The sequence below is a fragment of the Sphaerospermopsis sp. LEGE 08334 genome, assembly GCF_015207205.1.
GTDB lineage: Bacteria > Cyanobacteriota > Cyanobacteriia > Cyanobacteriales > Nostocaceae > Sphaerospermopsis.
The window spans coordinates 26,963-51,770 of record NZ_JADEXH010000031.1 but is presented as its reverse complement, the minus strand read 5'-3'; the positions used below and the strand labels follow the sequence as shown (position 1 = coordinate 51,770).

Here is a 24,808-nt window from a genome sequence, read left to right as displayed (position 1 = left end):
GGTGAAAATGTTAACATCTCATGATATCTTCCATCCAATGAACATAACTGATTTGTTGACACATACAAGCTTGAAGATAGCGGAATTTATCTAACACGTAAAGACAGGTGTTCAAAACCGGATAATCATTTTTTGGCAAGGATTTGAGGATGTCTTTGACAATCTTGGGAAATGAATTTATAATCATGATCAAATCAATATTTTGATATAGCTTGCTCAAATTTTAATATATTTTGGGATATTTTTATCACAGATTTCTTAACATTCAACACTTCTGACCTTAGAATTATATTCCACTAATTTTATTAATGGGTTAGAATCTCTACAAAAAAGATATTTAATTAACAAAATTGTAGAAGATAACATATTGTTTGATTTATCTCCTATTTTCAGAGAATATGTCAGAAATTTTTGTGAAGATTAATCTACATCATCCCCGCTTGAAAAATCTGATTTGCGGTTAAATTTAATTCAGTAAAAACTTGAGAAATAACCCGTTCATCATCTCTAAATTTACTGATTTGATATTCTCCATCTACCAAATTACAAACAGAAATAGTAGGTTGTTTGGGATTACCAATAAAATTACGTCCTCCTAAAGCTGCATAATCTATAATCCAATATTCAGCAATACCCATTTCTTCATAATCAGCGTACTTTAAATAATAATCATCACGCCAATTAGTGGAAACAACTTCTATGATTAAAGGTATGGAAGCACCATTACTAATAACTGATTGTTTTTTCCATAATGGTTCATTAGCTAAATTAGCACGATTTAAAACTAACAAATCGGGAAAATAACCAGAATCTTTACCTTCTGGTCTAACTATAACTTGATTAGGTATCACATACGGAAGATTTAACCCATCAATTTTAGCACTAATTTTGATAGTTAAAAACCCTTTAACTTCTTCATGATCTCCCACCGGTTGCCCCATTGTGACAATTTCTCCATGATGTAATTCATAACGTATATCGGAATTGTCAGGAAGCCAGTTAACAAATTCCTCAAAGGTGACAATTTTATTTAGGGTTTGAATCATGACTGTGAACAATTATTGATGATGAAAATATTATAACAGCAGGGTGCGTCAGATATCAAAAGTATATTTATTTACATGACTTCTACCGTCTGACGCACTCTACGAGTCCCGTACTAAATCTGAAACATCTAAAGGAACTATAATTCTCTCGGCATTAATAATCATATCAATGATGGGTTTGTTTTCATGGTGTTTTATATTTTTACGATTGAATGAGTTAATACTCATAATATTCAGTAAGGTGTGTATTTACTTGGAGTGACACACCTTATTTTCTGAAATATTTGGTTATCGTCTAGATTTGACTAGAACTTTACGCATCTCAAACTAAAATTTGTTTTTTCAGAGATTTCAATTGACCAGATAATTCTTTACGAGTTGAAAATCGCAACATACAACATATAGTACAAAAAGAAGTAAAGCAACAAATATTATTTGCCATTTAACCTCTGGTTTTGATACTGTTACAACTTCAGGTTGGGAAGGTGTTACAACTTCAGGTTGGGAAGGTGCTACAACTTCAGGTTAGGAAGGTGCTATTACTTCAGTTTGAGGAGTTGCTATCCCACATTCTGCTTGTGGTGTGAGTTCTTGAAAATCATAGCTAACTAAACGCACAAAATTCTTCTTACCCACTTGTAAAACCTTACCCGATAAATCACTAGGTGAGTCAAAAGTTAAATCTACGTCAGTAATCTTTTCACCATCCAACCTGACACCACCCTCTTGAATTTTCCGTTTACCTTCTCCCGTACTTTTACACATACCAGAAGCACCGAGAATAAAAGCTAATTTAGCCGGAAATTGAGTTATAGCAGCCAAAGAGAACTCCGGTAATGCCCCTTCCTTACCACCGCTTTTTGCAGCCTCCTTAGCCTCATTAGCCGCCGCTTCACCGTGATACTGACGGACAATTTCCCAAGCTAAAAATTGCTGGCGATCGCGGGGGTTTTCTGGCAAACTCTCCAAAGGTAAATCAGTCAACAACTCAAAATACTGTGACAGTAAATTATCTGGCACAGCTTGAAGCTTCTGATATTTCTGGGAAGGGTGTTCAGAAAGTCCCACATAATTACCTAAAGACTTAGACATCTTTTGTACACCATCAGTCCCGATCAAAATAGGTAACAGTAAACCAAACTGAGGCTTCAAACCAAAATGACGTTGTAAATCTCGACCCACAGCAATGTTAAACTTTTGATCAGTTCCCCCCAACTCCACATCAGACTCCACAGCCACAGAATCAAAACCTTGCATTAGAGGATACAGGAACTCATGGAGGAAAATCGGATTCTCTTTCTTATAACGTTCAGCAAAACCTTCCTTAGCCAACATCTGTCCCACCGTCATCGTAGACAGCAACTCCAGAATTTTCCCCAAATCTAGACAGGAAAGCCATTCCGAGTTGTAGCGTACCTCCAACCTCCCAGGTGTGTCAAAATCTAAAATAGGACGCACTTGATCAAGATAAGTTTGGGCATTTTGCTTAACCTCTGCTTCTGTCAGTTGACGACGGACATCAGACTTACCCGTAGGATCACCAATTCTTGCAGTAAAATCACCAATAATCAAAACCGCCGTATGACCAGCATCTTGAAACGCCCGCAGTTTTCTTACTGGTATACTATGACCCAAATGAATATCCGCACCCGTAGGATCAATACCCAACTTGATCCTTAAAGGACGGTCAGCATTCAGCAACCGCCTTTCCAAACTTTCAGTTTCACTATCAGCATCATGAGGTTGAGGAAAAATTTCTGCCACACCACGATGTAGCCAAGAGAAATTTTGCGCCATACTAGCCATACTATAAGATTCACTATTAACTACACTTTGCACTTTAGAAATTAGGTTGGTAAAGTCCACTGGCAAATTATCCGTTTTCTGTTCTGCCAAACTACTATACAGCAGGAGTCAGGAGTCAGGAGTCAGGAGTCAGGAGTAAAACTAGCTTAGTGTATAGGTTTCAATTTAGATTCTGTACCTAATGGATCTGCAAACTACTATAATTGCAAAAAATTAACCGACTTTTTTCATTTCATCAATTACATTTATATTTATTAGTGAGGAAGTAAAACCGCCGTGTCTTCTAGGACTTTTGTAAACAAGCAATCCCAAGACCAGGCTTCATCTGGGTTTGAATTTTTTAAAGGCGTAGGTCAGATAACTGGCGCTACCCTACTATCGCTCACACTGCTGTCAAGTTCTATTGCAGCGGGGGGACTGGTCGGACTGGCCATAAGTTTCCGCAACTTGCCAGACGTGAGACAGCTACGCAGCTTTTCTCCCACAGAAACCACATACATATATGACATTAAAGGTAAACTCATATCAAGCATTCACGGTGAAGCAAACCGCGAAGTAGTACCCTTAAATAGAATTTCCCCGAACCTCAAACGCGCTGTACTAGCCAGTGAAGACGGTCACTTCTACAGTCACCAAGGCATTAACCCTTCTGGTGTAGGAAGGGCTGTAGTAGTCAACTTGGCAGCAGGTGGTGTAAAAGAAGGTGGTTCTACCATCACCATGCAGTTGGTAAAAAACCTGTTTTTGTCTCATCGGCGGGCTTTTACTCGCAAATTAGCCGAAGCAGTTTTAGCCATTCGTTTAGAACAAATTCTGGAGAAAAACGAAATTTTAGAAATGTACCTCAATCAAGTATATTGGGGTCATAATAACTACGGTGTACAAACAGCCGCCCGGACTTATTTTGATAAATCAGCCGAATTTTTAACCTTGGGTGAGTCAGCAATGATGGCGGGTTTAATCCAAGCCCCAGAAGAGTTTAGCCCCTTTGCCAGTATGAAAAAGGCAAAACAAAAACAAAAAGAAGTGTTGGGGCGGATGTTAGACTTGCAGTGGATCACCCAAAAAGAATATGATGATGCTCTCAAGGAAGAAATTAAACTAGGGAGAATTAGGTCATTTCAAGGTAGCGCCCTACCTTATATTAGTAATACTGTAGCCCAGGAACTGGTGAAAAAGTTTGGACGGGATACAATGCTGAAAGGCGGGATGCGGGTACAAACCACCGTTGATGCCAAATTCCAGATGATGGCAGAATCAACTGTGAGTAAGTCGCACAAAAATTTACTAGGTCAAGGGTTGCGTGGAAACCAAATTGCTTTAGTTGCAGTTGACCCCCGCACACATTTTGTCAAAGCTCTAGTTGGTGGTGTAGATTCTAGAGGTAGTGAATTTAACCGCGCTACCCAAGCACTAAGACAACCAGGATCTGCCTTTAAACCTTTTGTTTATTATGCTGCCTTTGCCACTGGTAAATATGCACCAGATAGCACCGTATTAGATACCCCTGTTAGTTACCGAGATGGTAATGGCTGGTACTTCCCCAGAAACTACGATGGTGGTTTTAGTGGAGCAATGTCTATCCGTACCGCTTTAGCTCAATCTCGCAACATCCCTGTAATTAAGCTTGGTAAAGCCATAGGGATGAATAAAGTTGTTGAAACCTGTCGGACTTTGGGTATCATGAGTCCAATGGAACCCGTTACCTCCCTGCCTTTAGGTGCTATTGGTATGACTCCCTTGGAAATGGCCAGTGCCTACGCTACCTTTGCGAATTATGGCTGGCAATCACCAGCAACAGTAATAGTCAGAATTACAGATAGTAGTGGTAATGTGTTACTCGACAACACACCAAAACCCCAGCGAGTGCTTGATCCCTGGGCATCAGCAGCAACTATAGATATTATGCAATCTGTGGTTAGTAGCGGTACGGGTAAGGGTGCAGATATAGGCAGACCATCAGCAGGAAAAACAGGAACAACTTCCTCAGAAAAAGATATTTGGTATGTGGGTACTGTGCCACAACTCACAACTGCTGTCTGGGTGGGAAGAGATGATAACCGACAATTATCCAGTGGTGCTACAGGTGGTGGTATGGTTGCTCCCATCTGGCGTGATTTTATGGAGCAAGCCCTTAAAGGCGTACCATCAGAGAAATTTAAACCACCTTCTCAGTTTCCACGTCCTAAAGCAAATTAGAGGTGACAGGTGACAGGTGACAGGTGACAGAAGGCTAGGGTGATGGGGTGATGGGGAGGTTAATAACCCAATGCCCAATGCCCAATGCCCAATGCCCCAATCATACCTGTTTTTCCAACTCAGCTTTCATTCTTTCCAGAGTCATATTCATCTGCTCAAACATTTGTTGTGGTGTAACACCAAACTGATTTAGCTGAGTTTTTAGTTGCTGTATGGTCATTTGCGCCATAAAATCTTCTGATAGCTCGAACCGCTTCATAAAGACGCGATATCTGTCCATCATAGATTCCATCTGCTCAATAAACAGCTTTTTGCCCTCGCGGTCAAATTTGCCGTAGTTGTTGCCAAGTTGAATCAGTGCTTGGTAATCTTCAAAAAGCTGTTTGGCTTCGTGTTGAACTATTTCAGAGTCAAAGAATCCCATTTTGCTTATATTCAACTGAGTGCTTGTACTCAGTAGCTGAAAGTTTTGTCTCTAGTCTTATTTTAGTCTAGAGGACTAATCTAGAGAAAAAAATTCGCTGGAAGTACGGTTTTTTACCGAAATTTCACTACTTGACTGGAGATGGGTCATGGGTGATTGGTGATGGGTGATGGGTGATTGGGCATTGGGCATTGGGCATTGGGTTATTCATCTTCCCCTGACTCCTGCTTCCTGCCTCCGAATAACTAAGGCACAATCAAAACAGGACAAGGTGAAAGATTGATCACCCTGGTTGTGACACTATCATTTGCGCCTTCATCAGTTAAACCGAGTCCGCGAAAACCCATAATAATTAAATCTGCTCCTATCTCGTCAGCAACATCACAGATAGTAAAAGCCGGTTTACCTTGTCTTTCTATTACTTCAGCAGTGATACCTTGCTGAGAAAATAAAGCTTGGGCATTTTCTAGGAGTTTAGCAACCACCTCTGGAGAACCCATGATATCGCCAGCATCCCCATTTGGGGAGGGTTCTTCCACTACTGACAGCAATACCAAACGACTTTCATATTTCTGCACGATGTTGGTAACTACGTCAGCAGCTTCTCGTGCTTCACGACTTTGGTCAATGGGAAATAGAACTGTTTTAAACATAAATTAATCTTCACACCCCTTACTCCGGTAAAATCTTGATGGTCATATTTTGAAGACAATAACAAAAAAGTAATCAGGAGAGTTGTACTGTGTCTAAAAAAAGTTTAGCAAGTTTATCTGCGGCTGATATATCTGGAAAACGCGCTTTAGTACGGGTTGATTTTAATGTGCCTGTGGATGATCAAGGCAACATTACTGATGATACTCGGATTCGGGCGGCGCTACCAACTATCCAAGATTTGACCCAAAAGGGTGCTAAGGTGATTTTAACAAGCCATTTCGGTCGTCCCAAGGGTGTAGATGAAAAATTGCGTTTAACTCCGGTTGCTAAACGTCTTTCTGAACTGTTAGGACAAGAAGTTGTTAAGACTGATGATTGTATTGGTGATGAAGTTGCTGCTAAGGTTGCAGCTTTGGACAATGGCCAAGTCCTGTTATTGGAAAATGTGCGCTTCTACAAGGAAGAAGAAAAGAATGACCCGGAATTTGCTCAAAAATTGGCAGCAAACGCTGATTTTTATGTAAACGATGCTTTTGGAACTGCACACCGCGCTCACGCTTCTACTGAAGGTGTAACTAAGTTTTTAAGTCCTTCTGTGGCTGGTTATTTGGTTGAGAAGGAATTGCAATATTTACAAAGTGCAATTGAAGCTCCTCAACGTCCTTTAGCGGCTATTATCGGTGGTTCTAAGGTTTCTAGCAAAATTGGTGTGATTGAAACTTTGTTAGAAAAGTGCGATAAGTTGATCATCGGTGGGGGAATGATTTTCACCTTCTATAAAGCCCGTGGTTTGAGTGTTGGTAAGTCTTTGGTAGAAGAAGATAAACTGGAATTAGCGAAGACTTTGGAAGCAAAAGCTAAAGAACGGGGTGTAGCTTTGTTGCTACCTACAGATATTGTAGCGGCTGATAAGTTCGCGCCTGATGCTAATGCTACTACTGTGAGCATTGAAAATATCCCTGCTGATGGGATGGGTTTAGATATTGGTCCTGATTCTGTGAAAGTTTTTCAGGAAGCTTTGGCTGACTGTAAAACTGTAATTTGGAATGGTCCTATGGGTGTGTTTGAGTTTGATAAATTTGCTGTGGGTACTGAGGCGATCGCTCATACTTTAGCAGAAATCGGTAAAACCGGCGCAATTACAATTATCGGTGGTGGTGACTCTGTGGCCGCTGTAGAAAAGGTTGGTTTAGCTGATCAAATGAGTCACATTTCTACTGGTGGTGGTGCTAGTTTGGAGTTATTGGAAGGTAAGGTTTTACCTGGTATTGCAGCTTTGGATGAAGCATAATTAAAAGGTGAAGGATGAAGTTTTAGGCTTTATCCTTCATTCTCGGCAATTAACTAAGTTAAGGAAAATAATATGCAAGTAGAAAGTCGTAAGCATACTTATACACCTGAAGAATATTTAGAGTTAGAAGAAAAAGCACTTTATAAAAGCGAATATCGGAATGGAGAAATAATTCCTATGACTGGTGGAAGTACAAATCATAATCAAATTGCGCTGAACTATGCAGCGTCTTTATTATATGCTATTAGAAAAAAACAAAATCGTGTTTTTATTGGAGATGTACGTTTATGGATTCCTGAATATCGAGAATATACTTATCCTGACGTGATTGTAACTGATAACAGGCCTCTTTATACAGGTAAGAACAATACTACTATTACTAACCCTCTGTTAATTATCGAGGTTTTATCTAAGTCTACGAAAAATTATGATCAAGGTGATAAATTTAATTTTTATCGTTCCATTCCCCAATTTAAGGAATATGTTTTAGTGGAACAAAATCAATATTTGGTAATGCACTACAGCAAAACTAATGAGGGAGAATGGATTTTTAGAGAGTATAAATCTGAAGATGATATTGTCAAGTTGCAACATCTTGATTTTGAAATTAGTTTAGTTGACATTTATCAAGATGTTAATTTTGAGGAAAAAGAATAATATCAAATTCGGATAATTACTTACAATATAAAAGCTAAAATAATGGAAATCCAAGAACTAAAAGCTTTGATTAGGGAGATAGTTCAAGAAGTATTGCAAGAAGAGAGAATAACACTTTATAACACCCTGCTACTATATAAAAATAATACAAAAAATGAAGAATGGAATCAATTTTCTTTTGAACAGGCTATGAGAGGTTTAGAAAATGATTATCTCCCGGAATACACAGAAGCGGATCTCATAGAAAAATGGCAATAGTTGGTCAAATTGTTTTATTCAAATTTCCCCAAACAGACCTAACAATTGGAAAATTACATCCACTACTTCTAATTAAGCCATTAAGCAACAATTATGATGATTGGCTAGTTTGTATGATTTCCACTAAAACTATATACTTACAGTCCAATCTTCCATTTTTAAATCAGGAATTTTGATAAAATCTTGGTAATTTTGAGTTACTAAAATTGCATCATTAACTAAAGCTATGGCAGCTATTCTTAAATCTTGTGTACCTGTATTGATTTTTTGCTGACGCAGTTTTTTAAAACATTCACAAGCTGCTTCATTAAAATCTAATAAATTCATTTGACAAAAATAACGTTGGGTTATTAGTAAATTCTGGTAAGCTCTTGGTAACAATTCTGGTTTAGTAGCAGATTTACTAATAACTGCTAATCTACCTTTTAATTGTTCTTCCAGGGTAACAGTTGTAATAAATATATTGGCAATTTCCACAACTTTGGCACGTTGAGCAATATTAGAATTTCCGTGTTGAGAAAGAGTCACAATATTAGTATCGAGAATATATCGGCTCACGCTGTTTGATTCTCCTCTAAAGAAGCTTCATAAGCAGCTATTTCTGCATCTAATTCACGTCGATTTGCAGCCATTTCTTCAACAAAATCATCAAAAAGCGGATCGTCTTTGAAAATACCGTCAAACTGAACAAGGGGATTAAAATCTTCTTCTTGTCTTTGGTTCAAAATTGGCAAACAGCAGAAACGCAATGTTACCCACCACAAATAAGACATGATAGGACTATTAAATTCATTATCACTAATTAAACCATGAGCCATCCGGTTTCTTAAATTTGAACCAGAACGCTCAATTAACAAACCTTGAATATCAAAGAGAGTATCTGCGTCAAAAATTGAATTTATTTGTGGGTAGTTTCTAGGAAACAGAGTAGTATTCAAATCACGTTCGTCTTCAATTCCTTTTTTAGTCTTCATTTCTGATGGTATTGCTCCCTGTTTGCGAAGTAAATAACGCACTGAATTTTCTATTTGAGGAATTAAAATGTGTGTAGATGTAAAAAAATCTCCTATTAATCCAGCATAAAGCCCTTTTGCAAATAAATATTCTCTTCCTGATGGTACAAAAGGGCTATGTGAAACAATAGGAAAAAAATCTCTTATTTCTATGCTATGTTCCAAATTAATTTGATATCTAGCTGGTTCAATAAATGCTTGAGCATTACACCTATGACCATCAACTGCTATCCTATACATATCAAAAAGAATTGCCTCTTCTGCTTTATCTGGCTCAATAGGTTGACGTGCCACCGTCTTTCCCATCTCATTTTTATTCACTACTGGCATAAACTTAGACAACCAAGCATTTTCTTCTGCAATCTTACGAATATCTGAAACTTTCTGAGGAATACCCAAAATAGCCAAAGATAATAATGCGTCTTGAAAATCTTTACCTTTCACATACGCTCTAGCTAGTTCTATTTCCTTACTGATGTTATGCTGGGAAGAAACAGTTATTAATTCATGTAAAGATTGTTCTTGATACTGAGAAAGAAGTTTATGAACTTCATCCATTTTACTGTTTATTGCAGTTCTTTCCTCTTCTGTACTTTGGTGGCTCTTTAATCTTTCAAATGCTTCAAAAGCCTTCTGTAAATCGTGTGATGCTTTTAAGTAAGGTGTTGGATGTTTAGTTAAAGAATGTTGTGATTCCTTTCTGTAAGTTTCAGCAACAAGTATTCGTGCTGCATATTCTGCTTTATTCTTTTCAATGCGATGCCATTCAGCTTTAATTTCCCAATAGTTTCGTGCTTTATCCCATTCTTTTATAGATTCTGCAAAAATTGCACCTTTCTCAGCTAGATCAGCATATTTAACAGTATTTAAAAGTTGTTTTTTCCGCAGAATATTTATGTTTTTCTCTTCTTGTAAAAGTTCATGGAGCTTTACTGATAGCCATAATGGATCTTTTCCTTGGTAGCGATTTAAAACCTCATCTACATATTTAACAACAATTTCTGGCTTGTAATCAATTTTGAGTGCTAACGTAAGCGATCTTTTAATCCTATCGACACAGTGACTCCATTTTTGAGGATCTTCTAGTTGCTTGGCAGATTCTAAATAACAATCCACTGCTAACTGTCCCATCCGATAGTTATGCTTTTTAATCCAGAGAATTTCTGCAATTTGAGCTTGAAGTTCTGGATCTGAAACTTCATTTACAATCTGATTAAGAAATTCTATTATTTCATCAGGAAATCTTGCTAAAAATATTGAAGATTCACCATCTAATTCTGATTGCATTGTAGCAACAATTACACGATTGAGAATCTCAAAAACTGCCTCTTCTCTGATATTTCCTGCTTCTTGTGCTTGCTTTGCCTTATTCCAGAATGCCATGTCATAACTATTACAATCTTTTCTCTCGCTGTTATTAATTACTTCTTTCCAGCCAGACTTAATAAAATCTTCTTTACTCAGAGGAGGATTTAGTGGTGACATATTTTAATATTAGTAAATTATTCAGATACTTATATATTAGCTCAAATTGCTCTTAAACGTTATACTATAGGTAAAGATTACTGCAGGTACGGAAGCGAACTAACAAAAGCCCTTCTGCTTTAGAAGACACTATGCGTAGCTTGCTTTCCGTAGGGTACGGAAGCGATCGCTCACATTCTAGCAGAAATTGAATGTTTTGTATTTTTGGATAAATAGCATTGTACAATTTTGCATCAGCAGTGATAAATTTACAGTTTTCTCTAATGCTTAAAGCTAGGTAAAGGCTATCGTAGACAGTTCTTTGATAATTCACTGCAAACTGATAGGCATCTTTTAATAATTCATCGGCAGGAAATATTTTTAATTGTATTTGTTGAAATAAATCAATTATTATCTCAGCGTCCTGATTTGTTAAACCTTGAAATCGCTGTATTTTCCAGACAATATTACCAATTTCTGCATAAATTAAGTCTGGAGCAATCAAGGTAATTTGTTGTGATTGATAAGCATCAAGAATTTTATTTGCCTCTAATGAATAATCTTGAGCAATAAACCATTTAATAGCTACACTACTATCAATGACAATTTTATCTGTGATCATCTGTCTCTATCTTCTCGTAATAATTCTGTCAAATCAGAAAATTCACCATATTTTTGCTTTAAGCTTTCTTGAAAAATATGTATGTTTTTAACAAGTTCAGACTGTTCTATTTTGTTATGTTTAGCGAAATTTATTTGATTAATTTTTTCATCAACAATTCTATTAATTAAGGATTCTAAATCCTGTAAAGTCATTTCGGTAATAGACTGGTTTAGCATATTTGATCTACCTCCAGTAGTAATATCAATTTCTTTTAAGCTAGAATTGAACTAAACTGAGCTTTATTGTAGCATACATTCGTATTAGGAAAAATTCATAAAAGGTTTGGTATGTTACCAATAACCGTTGAAATACTTCCAGATAACGCAGGAGTTCTGGATCTAGTGTTCCTAGAGGGGGAGCATCTGGATCACCCACACGAACTATATCTATTGCTGGGTTAAGACGCAAAACAGCAAATTTTAGCTTTGGTGACAAATTTTCATCGAGTAAGAAACGGATCTTCATACAAAATTAAGCCGCTCCTGTTCTCGTTGCGCTTTGATTGCTCTCAAACGCTGTATCATCGGAGAAGGATTAGCCGCAGCTTCTTGATAACGCTGTTCTCTCCACCTAGCCAAACGCAACATATAAGCATCTATTTCCGCACGATTATGGAGATAGTAGGTAATAGTAGCATGAATTTTTTCTAAATTCAGTGATGGCAACTCTTCCAAAATTTGTTCTGGTGCAAACCCTTGCAAATAATAATCAATCACATCATCAATACCGATTCTATGCCCCTTAATACGGATATCGTCTGGATCTAAAAATTCAAAATAATCCTCTAGTTGCATACTTTCACCTTTATATGTGATATCAGTTTAGTGGATATTGAGCAACATTTGATTTTCTACATCCATAATATCAGTTTTATTCCTCATTTTCACCTATTTCTGCATCTAATTCACGACGATTGTTAGCCATTTCTTCAACAAAATCATCAAAAAATGGGTCATCTTTGAAAATACCATCAAATTCTACGAAGGGATTATAGTTATCAATATCTTCTCGCAATTCGGTTAAAATAGGAAATACATCATATTTTTGCTTGAGGTTTTCTTGCAAGATATGTATTTTATTCACCAGTTCATTTCGTTCTATTTTGTTATTTTTAGCAACATTAATCTGATTAATTTTTTCATCAACAATTCTATCAATTAATGATTCTAAATCCTGTAAAGTCATTTCCGCAATAGATTGATTATTTAGCATTTTTCAAACCCTATAAACTGAAGTAACAGGTAATCATAATAAAATCATATTAGCGTTTTCTATATGCACTCAGACGCACAAAATATGAAGTTTTTATGGGAGATATGCAGTTATGGATTCCTGAATTTAGACAATATACTTATCCTGATGTCATAGTGACTGATGGTACTATTTTATATTTATTCCCTTTCTGCTGGATCTGAAAAGAATTACAAGACTGTAAAAATTTGAGAAAACTACCATTAATCTGTAACTCTTTCATTTGCTTAGTAATGGGTTTATCATATTGTTGATGAAATTTAATTCCTAAAATTCCAATATCAACATAGTTGTTGTTTGCTGTTTTCGTTAACTCTGTAAGAATCATTTTTAGTGCTTTTTCTAAGTCAGCAGCAGAATTGATCTTAGTTGATGAAACAGATGATAATACAGATCCAGAGCTAGGAGAATTAAGTTTAATTACTTGCCATTTATTATCTTTGAGTTGAACTTGAAAATCACTACAAGATTGTAAAAACTTGGCAAATGTACCACCTATCTGTAACTCTTTCATTTGTTCAGTAATCGGTTTACCATATTTTTGCTTAAATTTACTGGCTAGAATACTAATATCAAAACTTTCATTTTTAGATTGTTTGCTTAACTCTGCCCAAATATTTTTTATGGCCTTTTCTAAATCTAATTTGGTGGTTAAACTATTCACTAATGAGTTATTTTTAACCTGAGAGTTTTTATTATTTTCTGCTGGATTAATATCTTCTTTTTGGGAAAAATGTTGTTGTTCAAAAAGCGTGATGTATAATTCTCCTACATCATCAACTTGATGAATCACAAAATCTGCTGGATAGCTAATAAAAATATCTTTAGCCCTTTTACCTGGTAAATATTTAGCAACGATATTACTAATATTTACTTGATATTTATTTTTATATAATTTAGAAATTTGAGACAGTTTAATCCAATAATTAGCTGTTTGCTTTTGTTCTTCTTTAATTAAATGTTTGACTTGCAGAACAAATTGATCAATAGATGGTATTTCTGGTAAGGGTTTAATGCTATGGATAATAGTTTCACCTGTGGTATTATTTAAGATATTGATATTTTCCCCGTGCTGACTGACTTGATATACAGTTAATCCATGCTGCTGTAAATTGTTACATAAATTCGTCATTACCTTATCAGATGAACAAACGAAAACTTCTTTAGCTTTGGGATAAAGTTCATGAATAGAAGACCCAAAAGCAATCATTTTTCCATCTGCATTATCCCTACCAGCAGGAACATGAATCAAATCATAACCACGTTCATGTAATTCTACATCTAGTTTACCTCGATTACTCCAATTAGCAAAGGCAATTTTCACTTGAATCGGACATTGACAAATAGTTCCTAAAAATTTTTCTGTATTGATATTAAGTTGTAAATTTTCCGCATCTAAAAGTAAAACCCCTATTCCTACTGTTACTAAAGCCGGAAACAATGTAGAATTTAAACAGCTATCTAAATCAGATATAACAGGATTGTGATTTCTAATTTCAGCAATTAATTCTGATATAATTGGTACATTTAAAGCTGCGGGAACTAGGAAAGCTTTTAAATATAGTTGTAGCTTATTTATTAGTTCTTCCTTACTGCGAGTTTGACTGAGTAATTCTGTAAATTTAGCACTCAAAGCAGATTGATTAGCTGTTTTTTGCCATTGGACTTTTCTGTACTTTTCCATTAATAATTCTGGCTGCTGTTGTTGAATAGTAATTAGGGCTTGGCAGACCTGAGAGACTATTTGATTTAATAAAGCAGAATCAGAGGTAGTAAGCGATCGCTCATGATTTGACATAACTTATACAATATAGTAAAGCATCCTTGCGGAAAATGCGTAAATTATTCTTCAAAAATCTAATTTATACCTAATGTATATTTAGGTTATACCTAATTTATACCTAATTTATATCAAGTTTACAGTTTTAGATGTGGGAACATCTCTCAAATAGTATAAAAGTGTGAGTCTACTTTTGGGGAAATTTCCGCACTTGATATTCTCTCGCTGCTGACATTTCATAGGAAAAGCCCAAAGATTGGTGAACTTTTTAAGCGATCGCACCTAGTTCGCTTTCCGGGCTGGCTTTCCACTGTTCGCGACTTTGCCTATACACCAACAGTTTACACTGAAATTGATTGAACCATGACTCAAGTAAAAACTACGACAATTGAAGGTATCTATGAAGTTTGTATTGGCGTTACAGAACCGATTTTAGCAATTCAATATTGGCAACAATTTGGGTATCGCATTGGATCAGTGGGAGAATTAAACGCAGAAACAGCGTATCAATTATATGGGGTAAACTCCCCTTTAAAAGCAATTCGTCTTAATCACCAAGATGCAGATCATGGTTTAATCAGATTGATGACTTGGGAAAATCCCATAAATCAAGGTTTGGGTATCAGTTCCATGAAAATCAAGGGTAATCGCTGGACTACGGCTTTAACTGCTGATTTATTAGGGATTTTAAATCATGCGGAAAATGCCAGAGCCGCAGGTCATACAATTAGATATACTTACCCTTACTGGGAAGTCATTTATCAAAAAGAATACAAAAACCGTCCCTTTGTTGATCCAGCCGTAGGAGTCAGAGAAATGCTACTGTTGCAACCCTTGACGCGACAGGTGTTATTTCAACGCTTTGGTTATGTCATGCCCTACTATGGCAAAATAAATCACAATGCACCTTTTAGCACCAGTCAGTTTACCCATTTGGGGTTAGTAGTTCAAGACGACAGCAAAGAAACCCTGCGGTTTTATGAAGAAGTTTTGGGTTTGTTGCGTGTGCGAGATGATGTAGAAACCAGCTATGAATCTTCTTTTGCAGGACGAGATTTTTTTGACCTCCATCCAGGGGAAAAGTTTATAGTTACTGCTTTTGATGATCCCCGTTCTTCTCAAACCAACTTAATGGAAGCTCGCAGCGGTAGACTTTATATTGTAAGCTTTCCAGAAAATATCCTCTTAGAATCACATTTTACATTTGCTCAACCAGGAAGTTTAGGAATGTGTCTTTACACTTATCGTGTGCAGGGAATACACAATTATTTTGATAAAATTCGGGCAAGTAATGTACAGAAGTTTACTAATATTGTAAATAATGAATTTGGAGAAATGAGTTTTTCTTTTGTCTCCCCAGATGGTTATTTCTGGACTTTAGTAGCAAAAAGTTAATGTCAGGAGTCAGGAGAATTTTAGATTTTAGATTTTAGATTTTAGATTGGATTCATGAAATACAATCCAAAATCCAAAATTGTATCACCAGTCCCTACTATAATCATAAGGAGAAAATATACAGAATATGGTAGCCCACATCCAAGAAGTTGATGCCCAACAATGGGTGAAAACTCGTTCTTCCTTAGATCCTAATGAATCTACTTTTTTAGTTTGGACAGGTAAAATTTATAGCTTTGTCCCTGGGGAAAAGCGACAACTGTTATTTAAAATCATCGGTATGAGCGTAAGTCGGTGTATTCCCACTGCTGAAGGTCGTTGGGATTTTACTTCTAGAGAACTGACTTATTACCTCAACCCAGAAACTGATGAAATTTTGCGAAAATGGGAAAATCCCTGGACTGGGGAAACTGTGACAGTGATGCACGTGGCTAATAATCCCGTACAAGGTAAGTTTAAAGGTAAACTGCCTGTACAGGTGGAAGGTGAAAATACTACCTTTGTCTTTGATCTGTTTCCCTATTATCCCAACCCTTTGGCAGAAGATCCCCAGTTTGCCTTATATTGCCCATCTCCAACTTATCAAGCGGCTGAGTTATTTAAAATTACTGTCAAGAGTGCAGATTTGCTCAACTCAGAACTTAATTCCGTCACAGAATTAAAATTAAGTTGGGATAGAATTGGTCAATGGTTGCCTTGGATGAAAATGGGTGAACAACCAGGACAACTTATATATAGTGCTACCGGTGGCAAGGTGGGCGGTTTTACAGAGTTACCCCCACTGTTACAAGCGGAAATTAATAACCGTGTGCCTTTGTATAAGCAAGCGCCGAAGGCTTTTATGGAAGGGGAAGATATGACTTCTTGGTTATATTTTCAGAAGCATTTTTCTGATTATTTGGCTGGGGAAGTTTTTCCTTTACCAGCAACGGAGGAAGGTTAGTTTTTAGTCCGAAATGCGCGGATGGGTGGGTGTAATTTTTGAGGTGTTGAAAAAAATGCCTGGATCTCTCTCTATGCAAGGGTTGGGAGTTATTTGTGTAGAACAACCACCCGCGCACCTTACGCTGTCCTGGTTTCAGCGTTTTTCTCTCTTGACGCAATTCCTGAAATGGACTATCATTAGAACATCCGCGCAACCGAACCTTGAAAACTACATATATCTAGGATTCCAGGATGCCGCTGTTGCAACATTAAATAATCCCTATTAGGGATTGAAACTCTCCAGGAACTCTTTATCCTCTGGTTTAACTGCTACGTTGCAACATTAAATAATCCCTATTAGGGATTGAAACTTCATACTCCTCTTCGTCGTACTCCTCTTCTTCATCCGTTGCAACATTAAATAATCCCTATTAGGGATTGAAACATAAACCCGTGCTTCTTCAATCAAGGTAACAACCTCATGTTGCAACATTAAATAATCCCTATTAGGGATTGAAACGGCATCGGCTGTAATTTCATGACCAGTGCTAGTCTTGCACGTTGCAACATTAAATAATCCCTATTAGGGATTGAAACAGTCAAACCTCCTAAAACAGTGGAACTGGCTACTAATAGTTGCAACATTAAATAATCCCTATTAGGGATTGAAACAAAGTTGGTGAAGATGCGATCGCGCATCTACTCCATGTTGCAACATTAAATAATCCCTATTAGGGATTGAAACCTTTTGCAAAAAGGCTCGCTACTATTAAAGTAGAGTTGCAACATTAAATAATCCCTATTAGGGATTGAAACTTTTAATGTGATAGCTGACAGACCACCAGGACTTGTTGCAACATTAAATAATCCCTATTAGGGATTGAAACGTATTTGAGAGAGCGTGGGAGTTATATGACCAAAAGCTAGAGTCAAGCTTTGACAATGTGACTATGGAGTTAGTTGTTCCCATACTAGAGAGACTAGCTGGCGATCGCTGGCTGGTGTGGTTTCCTAATGTTGAAGTAGAGCTTTCAACAGCTCCTACAGAGATAACTATAGAGCATGACAACCTGGAGTTAAAGTACAAGTGGAGTAAGTACAAACAAGACTATCTTCGCACTGCTAAACCAGAGCTGGGGGGGCGCATCCTATTCTTCCCACCTAGTGAGGTTTCCTTACACTCTATCTTAGAGCAGCCAGCTCAACTGGGAGCTAACGTGGCTGACATTCCTTTTGTGTACCCAAGTGATGATGAAGAGGACATAGCTAGGAATGCTGAGAGAGAGGAAAAAGACTACCTCTCCAGAGGGTTTAGTGCGACAGAGGCTTGGGAGTTAGTGCGCTCTTAGTGGGGTACACTAAATCTAGTAAATCTAGAGAGCTATGCACCCCATAAAGATAATAGGGTTGTTATTTGCAGCCCTAGCCACTCCAGCCCTTGCTTGGGTGAGTGTCGGTCTAGGCAGTAGTGTTTACCCATTAGTAAAGCATTCTGCCTACCCCGCTCCAGGAACTTATACTCTCAAAACCAAAGTATTAGGGTTCTGCGGGGGTAAAGATTATATAACGTTCTCCTACAAATTCTCGAAGGAGAACTGTGTGGTTGTCTTCTTGTCAGATGATGAAAGATTGAGAGTAGAGGACCCGCGCAACTTGTTAACTCAGCAGGGACAGAAAGGTCAAGCCACCCTGGCAGTTGATGGGTTTAACAGACCTACTGTGGTAGGGTGGCAGAGGGAACAGGATGAGTGAAGAAAAGCCCTCTCTGACCAGAGCAGAAGTAAAAGAGTTCTTCTTCTATATAATGCTGCTAGTAGTACAATGCGCCTTTTGGTCAAACGTATATCAAAGAAAATTCCCCAACCCTCTTCCTACTTTAGCAAAGGATTGGGTGAAGCCCAATCTGGAACAACCTAGAATAGGGTTCTACAAGTACATCAAAGTCCTCGGCTCAGGTGATCGCTATTACCTTCTCAACCTAAATACAGATAGAGGAGTTGTCAAGAACGTTAGAGCAACTTTAATGCCGGGTAGCTACTGGAAGAATGTTACTATTAACTCAGAAGGTAGAGTAACCCGTAAGGAGCTATCAAAGTCTAGAGACACTGGCTGCCTAGAGAGTGCTGTTATTATGCGAAGGTCTGGCATAGTAAGCGTAGGTGGTGTACAAGTGACTGACGCGCGAGGGAACTTCTACGGGAATGTTGATTTAGTTAATTGTGAGAAGAAGAATAAGGATTAATTTGAAAGGTCAGTAGTTTATACTGACCTTTTGAGTGTCTGCTGGTAATATTATCTTCTCTAAGAAAAAAAGCCAAAAGAGAGGATTCCTCACACAAATTACTATGAGCATTCACTTTCTAGTTACCTTTACCTTATTCTGCTGGGTAGTCTTACACCTAGCTAGGCATTCTTTGATAACTCCCTATATAGCCGGGGGAGCAGCCATGACTCTGTGTTCCTACTTTCAAACCAGAGCAGAAATCTTTCTGGTTGCCGTAGTCCTTGCCTACTTCATTGTTTATCTCCTGAATGAGGATGTAGACCCCAACCAACTGTTAGTAAGAAATAAAGAGAGTGCGGCTGCCTTGACAGAGGAGATAGGTGGCAACATTAAAGTAGTGAGAGTAGTGACTTTGCTACTGTTCTGCTTCCTACCAATCCCCAGCCCTCCTGGTTTTATTACAGGAATACTCCCAGTAGTGATTATCTCTCTGCTGATATTCCTCAACAAGGATGCAGGGAAAGGCAACCTGATTGGTTATCTGGTTTTGGTTGTAATGGCTGTAGGAGGAGCCAGTTTTACTCTGTGGCTGGTCAAAACCTTCCTACCAATCCAAGTGAGTGTAATACCAATCTTAACCGGGCTGGCTATCCCTTCCTTGCTGGGCTGTGACCCACCACCTACCCCAAGCCAAAGATTAAGAGAAAGAGGGTTGAACTCTCCACCAGGGATAAACAACATTCTGTGGACATTCCTGCTCACCTGGGTAACACCGGGTTTATCTCTGAGTGCTACTACGTCTGCGCTCATAGCTCCCGGTGCTTACAGGTTAGTAATTGCTAACCTAACTTCTGTAGCTATAGAGGGCTGGAATCTGGGTCTGTTATTCAGGGATGGGAGTTCAACTAAAACTCCTCTAGCAGACTTATTACTCAGACCAGACCGCTGGTATCAAACCCCAACCTTGCAAGTTTCAGGAGCTGGGCTGGACCACCTGTTCTTTGTAGTCCTGCTGGGAGTAATGCCAGCGGTCGCAATGTACCTCTGGTGTAACTCAAAGTTTGAGCCAGACCCTTCCATAATCATTGTGGTGATGCTATTGCAGTCTGCCGTGATAGCAGGTTGGTCATCCTTAGCATTAGTACCTCTAGGATTGGGGTTTGCTGTATTGCAGCTGGCGTTTATGCCAAACTATTCAGAGATTAGGAGCTTGACTATCATGGCTCCAATGCTTGTACCATAAAAGAGATTGATTGACTGAAGTAACAAGAGTTAATAAATCACTGATGATTTTAGAAAACAAAGAAGAAGGCAGAGTGGTAGTTCAAGGAGCCAGGCAAGTGTGTGATAATCCTTATGACTATGAAGAAGAACCAGACCAAACAGAAGTGACTGACAAAGAGTTAATATCTCAACGTATCCAGCAAGGTAAGTTAACAGAGGCGTTGCAACATTAAATAATCCCTATTAGGGATTGAAACAACTTGTTCTTAAATATAGTAACTTGTTAAATAACAGATGATAGTTGCAACATTAAATAATCCCTATTAGGGATTGAAACTTTGACCATCTGAGAGATTTGAACTCAAGACAACCCGTTGCAACATTAAATAATCCCTATTAGGGATTGAAACTTGGTGTCTCTTTTTCTGTTGATTATTTTGAGGACAAGTTGCAACATTAAATAATCCCTATTAGGGATTGAAACTAGTAGTTGAAGTTATTCAAATTCCTTTGGGAATTTTATCTCTGTTGCAACATTAAATAATCCCTATTAGGGATTGAAACTGGAGATAGTACCCAAAATCAATCTATAAAATTGCAAAGTTGCAACATGAAATAATTATGATTAAAATACAATCAACCAACTCCATAGCCTGTATATTCCCGCATTTCAGGAGCTTGAAAACCTAAAATAATATCTTCCTTTGCAACCCCTCGCGCTACAAGTTCTTGAGCCACCATCATTTCCGTCATATTTTGCTCAATCCAGATTTTTCCCTCTTTAATATCCAAATGTAAAACACAACCATAGACACGCCGATGGCCATCCCATCCAACATTCATGACTTGGTAATGATCTTGTTTAGTATCAAAAACAGTGTAACAATCAATCTTACCATTGGCTATCGGGATGGCAGCATAAGCAGTCAACAACGACTGAATGATATTGCGATAAGATGCTATGGTATCCATTGTAAAATTACCTCTTCAATTGGGTCATAAATAATTTGTTTAATCTGATATCTCTCTATTGAAATTTGGGCAAATTCCCGCTTAAAAAAAGATTCATAAACACCTATTGGTACTGCCAAATAGAGAATACGAATTGGATCACTGATTTCTAAAGCAAGTCTATAATTCAAAAATTGTCCTAATGCGGCATGATAATCGGTTAGTGGTGAATCACTTAGGAAAGTTTTAATCTCAACTGCAATTTTTTCTTTACCCCGCTCTGCGGCCAAAAGTTGCTCTGCACCTAAATCAATTTCAAACTTGGTTCCGCCAACTTCCAGTCGTAGGGGATCATCAGTGATCTTCCACTCCTCCTTTTCTAAAGCTCTTCTCACCACAGTATGAAATTTATCTTTAGCTGCCATTGTTGTCTTTTTAATGTTTAGCCCAGAATCTCTGCCCTTTTAGGGTGAGTAGTATGTCAATTACAATCTTAGAACAAATTATTGCAACATTAAATAATCCCTATTAGGGATGGAAACTTGTACCAAAATTCAGGTTCTAAACCGGAATATTGTAGAGGTTTAGCAATGCTAAACCCCTACAGACTCCTGTTATATTTGGTAATTCCTATGGTTTATGTCCCAATCTTAATGGCTACAGCTATAGGTTAAAATTTTATAGCCCTGGACAGGTTGGTTAAGACATTAATTGATAATGAAACTGTTACTAAAAGAGGGTTTTACTTCTGACTCCTGCTATAGATAAAAACAAGAGCGATCGCCAAATTTATCCCCATAACCAGCAACAAAACCAAAACGTCAAAATTTCCGCATACCATGACTAACGGGATCAAAACCCTTAGAAAAGCGCGTGCTGTCATCATAACAAGCGCCCTTCAAATTCGCACCATATAACTTAGTATAGTGCAGCCTCGCACCCCGAAGATTAGCTTCAGAGAGATTAACACCGCACAAATTAGCCCTGGTCAAATTAGCATTAGCTAAATTAGACCTACTCAAATTAGCACCCCACAGTTTAGCCTTAGCCAGATTAGCTTCACTTAAATCTGCTCCCCACAAATTGATTCCCGGTAAATAAGCATCAATCAACTTGATTCCAACCAAGTGAGCAGACATAAAATATCTTTCTCCAGCGGCATAGCGCCGTTTAATATCCTCCGCATCCATCTATATTTCACTGCCTTTAGCAACGACACAGTGATTTCTGTTCCTACTTATCATTTAACCACAAAAACAGCCAAACCGCTATTTAAAGCCAGAAACACTAACTTTTCTCCCCTTACACACTGCCCTGTATTTTCCCATCTGTTCCAGTACCATTAAAAACCAACAAATTGATACTAGAAAAATAACCATTTTTTTTTATACACGAAAAAGCGCCTGAGTCCTTTTTGCTTACTCAGGCACTCCCCCGTATAACTTTATACCATTTCACTGTATGTAACATTTCAAATCCTCCACACTGCTATTAGGGAAAGCATTGTGAGGATAACCTGTAACAAACATGAGTGAAGTGGTATCACTCCTTGCATTAGATAAGAATATCTCTTTTATCACCAAATAGCCAGTGTAGAGAGTGACAGTTTATGAACTGACACTGGTGGAAAACGATGCAACCAGGATAGTAACTATCAAGACAAAGGCAAACAGTAAACATTTTCTGGCAATAGTATAAAAAGTCTAAAGTTGGGGACTAGGGACTGGGGACTGGGTAATCAATTTGATGTTTCCCAATCAACTATTAAATATTAATAATTACCAAATAGCTTTTAAGTAAGAAGTTATCCATACTACAAACCACAACTACAAAAAAGCTACCTTGATTTTTAGCAAAATTCAGCCAAAACCACCACCTCCTGGAGTTTCGATCACAAAAATATCTCCTGGTTGCATTTCTACAGTAGCGGTACTACCTAAAATTTCCTCAGTGCCATTTTGCCTTTGTACCCAATTGCGTCCTACTTTTCCCGCTTCAGCACCATTTAAACCGAAGGGAGGAACAACACGATGGCCAGAGAGAATATTCGCAGTCATCGGTTCTAAAAACTTCATGCGACGGATCACCCCATCACCTCCGCAATATTTTCCTTTCCCTCCACTCTGGGAACGCAAACTAAAACTTTCCACCAACACAGGATAACGAGTTTCTAAAACTTCAGGATCTGTTAAAAGAGAATTAGTCATGTGGGTATGAACCCCATCAGTACCATCAAAATTTATTCCTGCACCAGAACCACCGCAAATAGTTTCATAATATTGATATTTTTGATTTCCAAAAGTAAAATTATTCATTGTTCCTTGGGAAGCTGCCATCACACCCAAAGCACCATATAAAGCATCAACAATAGTTTGCGAAGTTTCTACATTTCCTGCTACTACGGCTGCGGGATAAGTTGGGTTTAACATACAACCTTCAGGAATAATAATTTCTAAAGGTTTAAGACAACCAGCATTGAGAGGAATATTATCATCAACTAAAGTTCTAAATACATATAAAACTGCCGCTTGAGTTACAGCTTTGGGAGCATTGAAATTACTATTTAATTGTGCAGATGTTCCAGCAAAATCAATTTTGGCATTGCGTTTTTCTCTGTTGATTTTTACATGAACTTCAATTTTTGCACTGTTGTCCATTTCATAAATAAATGACCCATCTTTTAAAACATCAATCGCCCGTCTCACAGATTCTTCTGCATTGTCTTGAACAAACTGCATATAAAGTTGAACTGTTTCTAGTCCATATTGCTTGACCATTTTTAGCAGTTCTTGTACTCCCCTTTCATTAGCAGCAATTTGAGCTTTAAAATCTGCTATATTTTGGTCAGGATTGCGACTAGGATAGGGATGATTTAACAAATAATTTCTGATTGCTGTTTCTTGAAATTCTCCCTCTTGCACTAAGAGAAAATTATCAAAAATAATTCCTTCCTCTAAAATTGTCGTACTATGGGGAGGCATAGAACCGGGAGTAATACCACCTATATCGGCTTGATGTCCACGGGAAGCAACATAAAATATGGGACTGGGAATATTTTCATTACTCGCTAAAAAAACTGGAGTAATAGCAGTGACATCAGGTAAATGTGTTCCCCCGTTATAGGGGTTATTTGATAAATATACATTTCCTGGTTGAATTGTGTCACCAACATCATTAATTAAACTGCGGACACTTTCACTCATTGAGCCTAAATGTACAGGAATATGAGGAGCATTGGCAACTAATAAACCAGAACTATCAAAAATCGCACAGGAAAAATCTAGCCGTTCTTTTATATTAACTGATGCTGCTGTATTTTGCAGCACAATTCCCATTTGTTCGGCAATAAATTGATAGAGATTTTTGAATATTTCTAAACGAACTGGATCAGGTTGAGTTGTGTTGTACATGATAATTTCTTCCTAATTAATTTTTGGCATCTTTTTAGATACAGTCGTAGGGGCAAACCCCCCGTGGTTGCCCGTACTCCCAGGAGTGAGTTTAAGGCGATCGCCTGTACTCACAAGTATCACGGGGCTGAAATCGCTATACTATCTGTGGGAATTATATTTTTTATTGATTG

At 37.7% G+C, this 24,808-nt stretch carries 25 protein-coding genes, 1 pseudogene and 2 CRISPR repeat arrays; of the genes and pseudogenes, 9 read left to right on the top strand and 17 right to left on the bottom strand.

All coding sequences use genetic code 11. The features are described from left to right. Positions 1 to 425 precede the first annotated feature (425 nt). The 3 genes from IQ237_RS17505 to tyrS form a co-directional block, all read right to left on the bottom strand. The gene (locus tag IQ237_RS17505) at positions 426 to 1,046 is read right to left on the bottom strand and encodes a Uma2 family endonuclease (RefSeq protein WP_194057406.1); all 621 of its coding nucleotides are present in this window, start codon (positions 1,044 to 1,046) and stop codon (positions 426 to 428) included. 99 nt (positions 1,047 to 1,145) lie between these two features. After that, positions 1,146 to 1,274 carry a hypothetical protein gene (locus IQ237_RS26725; RefSeq protein ID WP_255512680.1) on the bottom strand — a complete coding sequence of 43 codons (129 nt, stop codon included), beginning with the start codon at positions 1,272 to 1,274 and terminating at the stop codon, positions 1,146 to 1,148. A 297-nt stretch (positions 1,275 to 1,571) separates the two neighbouring features. Beyond that, on the bottom strand, positions 1,572 to 2,843 hold the full coding sequence (gene tyrS, locus IQ237_RS17500) for a tyrosine--tRNA ligase (RefSeq protein WP_194057453.1): 1,272 nt from the start codon (positions 2,841 to 2,843) through the stop codon (positions 1,572 to 1,574). 285 nt (positions 2,844 to 3,128) lie between these two features. Here tyrS and IQ237_RS17495 point away from each other — a divergent pair, with 285 nt between their 5' ends. Then, positions 3,129 to 5,051: a transglycosylase domain-containing protein gene (locus IQ237_RS17495; RefSeq protein ID WP_194057404.1), complete on the top strand. Its 1,923-nt coding sequence runs from the start codon at positions 3,129 to 3,131 to the stop codon at positions 5,049 to 5,051. 100 nt (positions 5,052 to 5,151) lie between these two features. Here the strand turns inward: IQ237_RS17495 and IQ237_RS17490 are convergent, their stop codons facing one another. Together IQ237_RS17490 and IQ237_RS17485 are read right to left on the bottom strand one after the other, a co-directional pair. Beyond that, positions 5,152 to 5,475: a DUF1825 family protein gene (locus IQ237_RS17490; RefSeq protein WP_194057402.1), complete on the bottom strand. Its 324-nt coding sequence runs from the start codon at positions 5,473 to 5,475 to the stop codon at positions 5,152 to 5,154. A 245-nt stretch (positions 5,476 to 5,720) separates the two neighbouring features. After that, positions 5,721 to 6,128: a universal stress protein gene (locus IQ237_RS17485; protein ID WP_194057400.1), complete on the bottom strand. Its 408-nt coding sequence runs from the start codon at positions 6,126 to 6,128 to the stop codon at positions 5,721 to 5,723. Between the two features lie 89 nt (positions 6,129 to 6,217). Here IQ237_RS17485 and IQ237_RS17480 point away from each other — a divergent pair, with 89 nt between their 5' ends. The 3 genes from IQ237_RS17480 (at position 6,218) to IQ237_RS17470 (ending at position 8,335) form a co-directional block, all read left to right on the top strand. Further along, on the top strand, positions 6,218 to 7,420 hold the full coding sequence (locus IQ237_RS17480; RefSeq protein WP_194057398.1) for a phosphoglycerate kinase: 1,203 nt from the start codon (positions 6,218 to 6,220) through the stop codon (positions 7,418 to 7,420). Between the two features lie 72 nt (positions 7,421 to 7,492). Beyond that, positions 7,493 to 8,077, top strand: a complete 585-nt coding sequence (locus IQ237_RS17475) for a Uma2 family endonuclease (protein ID WP_194057396.1) — start codon at positions 7,493 to 7,495, stop codon at positions 8,075 to 8,077. Positions 8,078 to 8,119: 42 nt separating this feature from the next. Beyond that, entirely contained in the window at positions 8,120 to 8,335 is a 216-nt protein-coding gene (locus IQ237_RS17470; protein ID WP_194057394.1) for a hypothetical protein, read from the top strand. A 129-nt stretch (positions 8,336 to 8,464) separates the two neighbouring features. Here IQ237_RS17470 and IQ237_RS17465 read toward each other — a convergent pair whose 3' ends face one another. From IQ237_RS17465 to IQ237_RS17430, 8 genes are all read right to left on the bottom strand, one after another. Further along, entirely contained in the window at positions 8,465 to 8,893 is a 429-nt protein-coding gene (locus IQ237_RS17465; RefSeq protein WP_194057392.1) for a type II toxin-antitoxin system VapC family toxin, read from the bottom strand. Then, positions 8,890 to 10,833 (bottom strand): DUF4209 domain-containing protein, encoded by a 1,944-nt coding sequence (locus tag IQ237_RS17460; RefSeq protein WP_194057390.1) that lies wholly within the window; start codon positions 10,831 to 10,833, stop codon positions 8,890 to 8,892. The genes IQ237_RS17465 and IQ237_RS17460 overlap by 4 nt, the downstream gene beginning before the upstream one ends. Before the next feature lie 64 nt (positions 10,834 to 10,897). Beyond that, the gene (locus IQ237_RS17455) at positions 10,898 to 11,434 is read right to left on the bottom strand and encodes a type II toxin-antitoxin system VapC family toxin (RefSeq protein WP_228020423.1); all 537 of its coding nucleotides are present in this window, start codon (positions 11,432 to 11,434) and stop codon (positions 10,898 to 10,900) included. Next, the gene (locus IQ237_RS17450; protein WP_194057387.1) at positions 11,431 to 11,652 is read right to left on the bottom strand and encodes a hypothetical protein; all 222 of its coding nucleotides are present in this window, start codon (positions 11,650 to 11,652) and stop codon (positions 11,431 to 11,433) included. Before IQ237_RS17450 ends, IQ237_RS17455 begins: the two co-directional genes overlap by 4 nt. Positions 11,653 to 11,692: 40 nt before the next feature. Continuing rightward, the gene (locus IQ237_RS17445; protein WP_194057385.1) at positions 11,693 to 11,941 is read right to left on the bottom strand and encodes a hypothetical protein; all 249 of its coding nucleotides are present in this window, start codon (positions 11,939 to 11,941) and stop codon (positions 11,693 to 11,695) included. Then, a complete protein-coding gene (locus IQ237_RS17440) occupies positions 11,938 to 12,270 on the bottom strand; it encodes a DUF433 domain-containing protein (protein WP_194057383.1) in 333 nt (110 codons plus the stop codon). The genes IQ237_RS17445 and IQ237_RS17440 overlap by 4 nt, the downstream gene beginning before the upstream one ends. 76 nt (positions 12,271 to 12,346) lie before the next feature. Further along, on the bottom strand, positions 12,347 to 12,688 hold the full coding sequence (locus tag IQ237_RS17435; protein WP_194057381.1) for a hypothetical protein: 342 nt from the start codon (positions 12,686 to 12,688) through the stop codon (positions 12,347 to 12,349). Between the two features lie 139 nt (positions 12,689 to 12,827). After that, positions 12,828 to 14,525, bottom strand: coding sequence for an NYN domain-containing protein (locus tag IQ237_RS17430; RefSeq protein WP_194057379.1), 1,698 nt, complete (start codon positions 14,523 to 14,525; stop codon positions 12,828 to 12,830). 345 nt (positions 14,526 to 14,870) lie between these two features. Here IQ237_RS17430 and IQ237_RS17425 point away from each other — a divergent pair, with 345 nt between their 5' ends. The 5 genes from IQ237_RS17425 (at position 14,871) to IQ237_RS17405 (ending at position 20,293) form a co-directional block, all read left to right on the top strand. Further along, entirely contained in the window at positions 14,871 to 15,902 is a 1,032-nt protein-coding gene (locus tag IQ237_RS17425) for a VOC family protein (protein ID WP_194057377.1), read from the top strand. 127 nt (positions 15,903 to 16,029) lie between these two features. Continuing rightward, positions 16,030 to 16,845: a DUF1838 domain-containing protein gene (locus tag IQ237_RS17420; RefSeq protein WP_194057375.1), complete on the top strand. Its 816-nt coding sequence runs from the start codon at positions 16,030 to 16,032 to the stop codon at positions 16,843 to 16,845. A gap of 241 nt (positions 16,846 to 17,086) precedes the next feature. Further along, positions 17,087 to 17,713: direct repeats of the CRISPR family, unit length 37 nt; unit sequence GTTGCAACATTAAATAATCCCTATTAGGGATTGAAAC. A 63-nt stretch (positions 17,714 to 17,776) separates the two neighbouring features. Then, positions 17,777 to 18,175 (top strand): hypothetical protein, encoded by a 399-nt coding sequence (locus tag IQ237_RS17415; protein WP_194057373.1) that lies wholly within the window; start codon positions 17,777 to 17,779, stop codon positions 18,173 to 18,175. A 395-nt stretch (positions 18,176 to 18,570) separates the two neighbouring features. Further along, positions 18,571 to 19,068: a hypothetical protein gene (locus tag IQ237_RS17410; protein WP_194057371.1), complete on the top strand. Its 498-nt coding sequence runs from the start codon at positions 18,571 to 18,573 to the stop codon at positions 19,066 to 19,068. A gap of 172 nt (positions 19,069 to 19,240) precedes the next feature. Further along, positions 19,241 to 20,293 carry a hypothetical protein gene (locus IQ237_RS17405; protein WP_194057369.1) on the top strand — a complete coding sequence of 351 codons (1,053 nt, stop codon included), beginning with the start codon at positions 19,241 to 19,243 and terminating at the stop codon, positions 20,291 to 20,293. 201 nt (positions 20,294 to 20,494) lie between these two features. After that, a CRISPR array of direct repeats spans positions 20,495 to 20,913; the repeat unit is 37 nt; unit sequence GTTGCAACATTAAATAATCCCTATTAGGGATTGAAAC. Positions 20,914 to 20,976: 63 nt separating this feature from the next. On the opposite strand, the pseudogene IQ237_RS17400 reads toward IQ237_RS17405, so the two are convergent. The 4 genes and pseudogenes from IQ237_RS17400 to IQ237_RS17385 form a co-directional block, all read right to left on the bottom strand. Beyond that, positions 20,977 to 21,246: pseudogene (locus tag IQ237_RS17400) on the bottom strand (XisI protein); the annotation flags it as partial. Further along, complete coding sequence (locus tag IQ237_RS17395; protein ID WP_194057367.1) at positions 21,234 to 21,650, bottom strand: XisH family protein; 417 nt, start codon at positions 21,648 to 21,650, stop codon at positions 21,234 to 21,236. The gene IQ237_RS17395 and the pseudogene IQ237_RS17400, both read right to left, overlap by 13 nt. 396 nt (positions 21,651 to 22,046) lie before the next feature. Beyond that, positions 22,047 to 22,415 carry a pentapeptide repeat-containing protein gene (locus tag IQ237_RS17390; RefSeq protein ID WP_194057365.1) on the bottom strand — a complete coding sequence of 123 codons (369 nt, stop codon included), beginning with the start codon at positions 22,413 to 22,415 and terminating at the stop codon, positions 22,047 to 22,049. Positions 22,416 to 23,084: 669 nt separating this feature from the next. Then, positions 23,085 to 24,635: a hydantoinase B/oxoprolinase family protein gene (locus IQ237_RS17385; RefSeq protein WP_194057363.1), complete on the bottom strand. Its 1,551-nt coding sequence runs from the start codon at positions 24,633 to 24,635 to the stop codon at positions 23,085 to 23,087. Between the last annotated feature and the right edge of the window lie 173 nt (positions 24,636 to 24,808).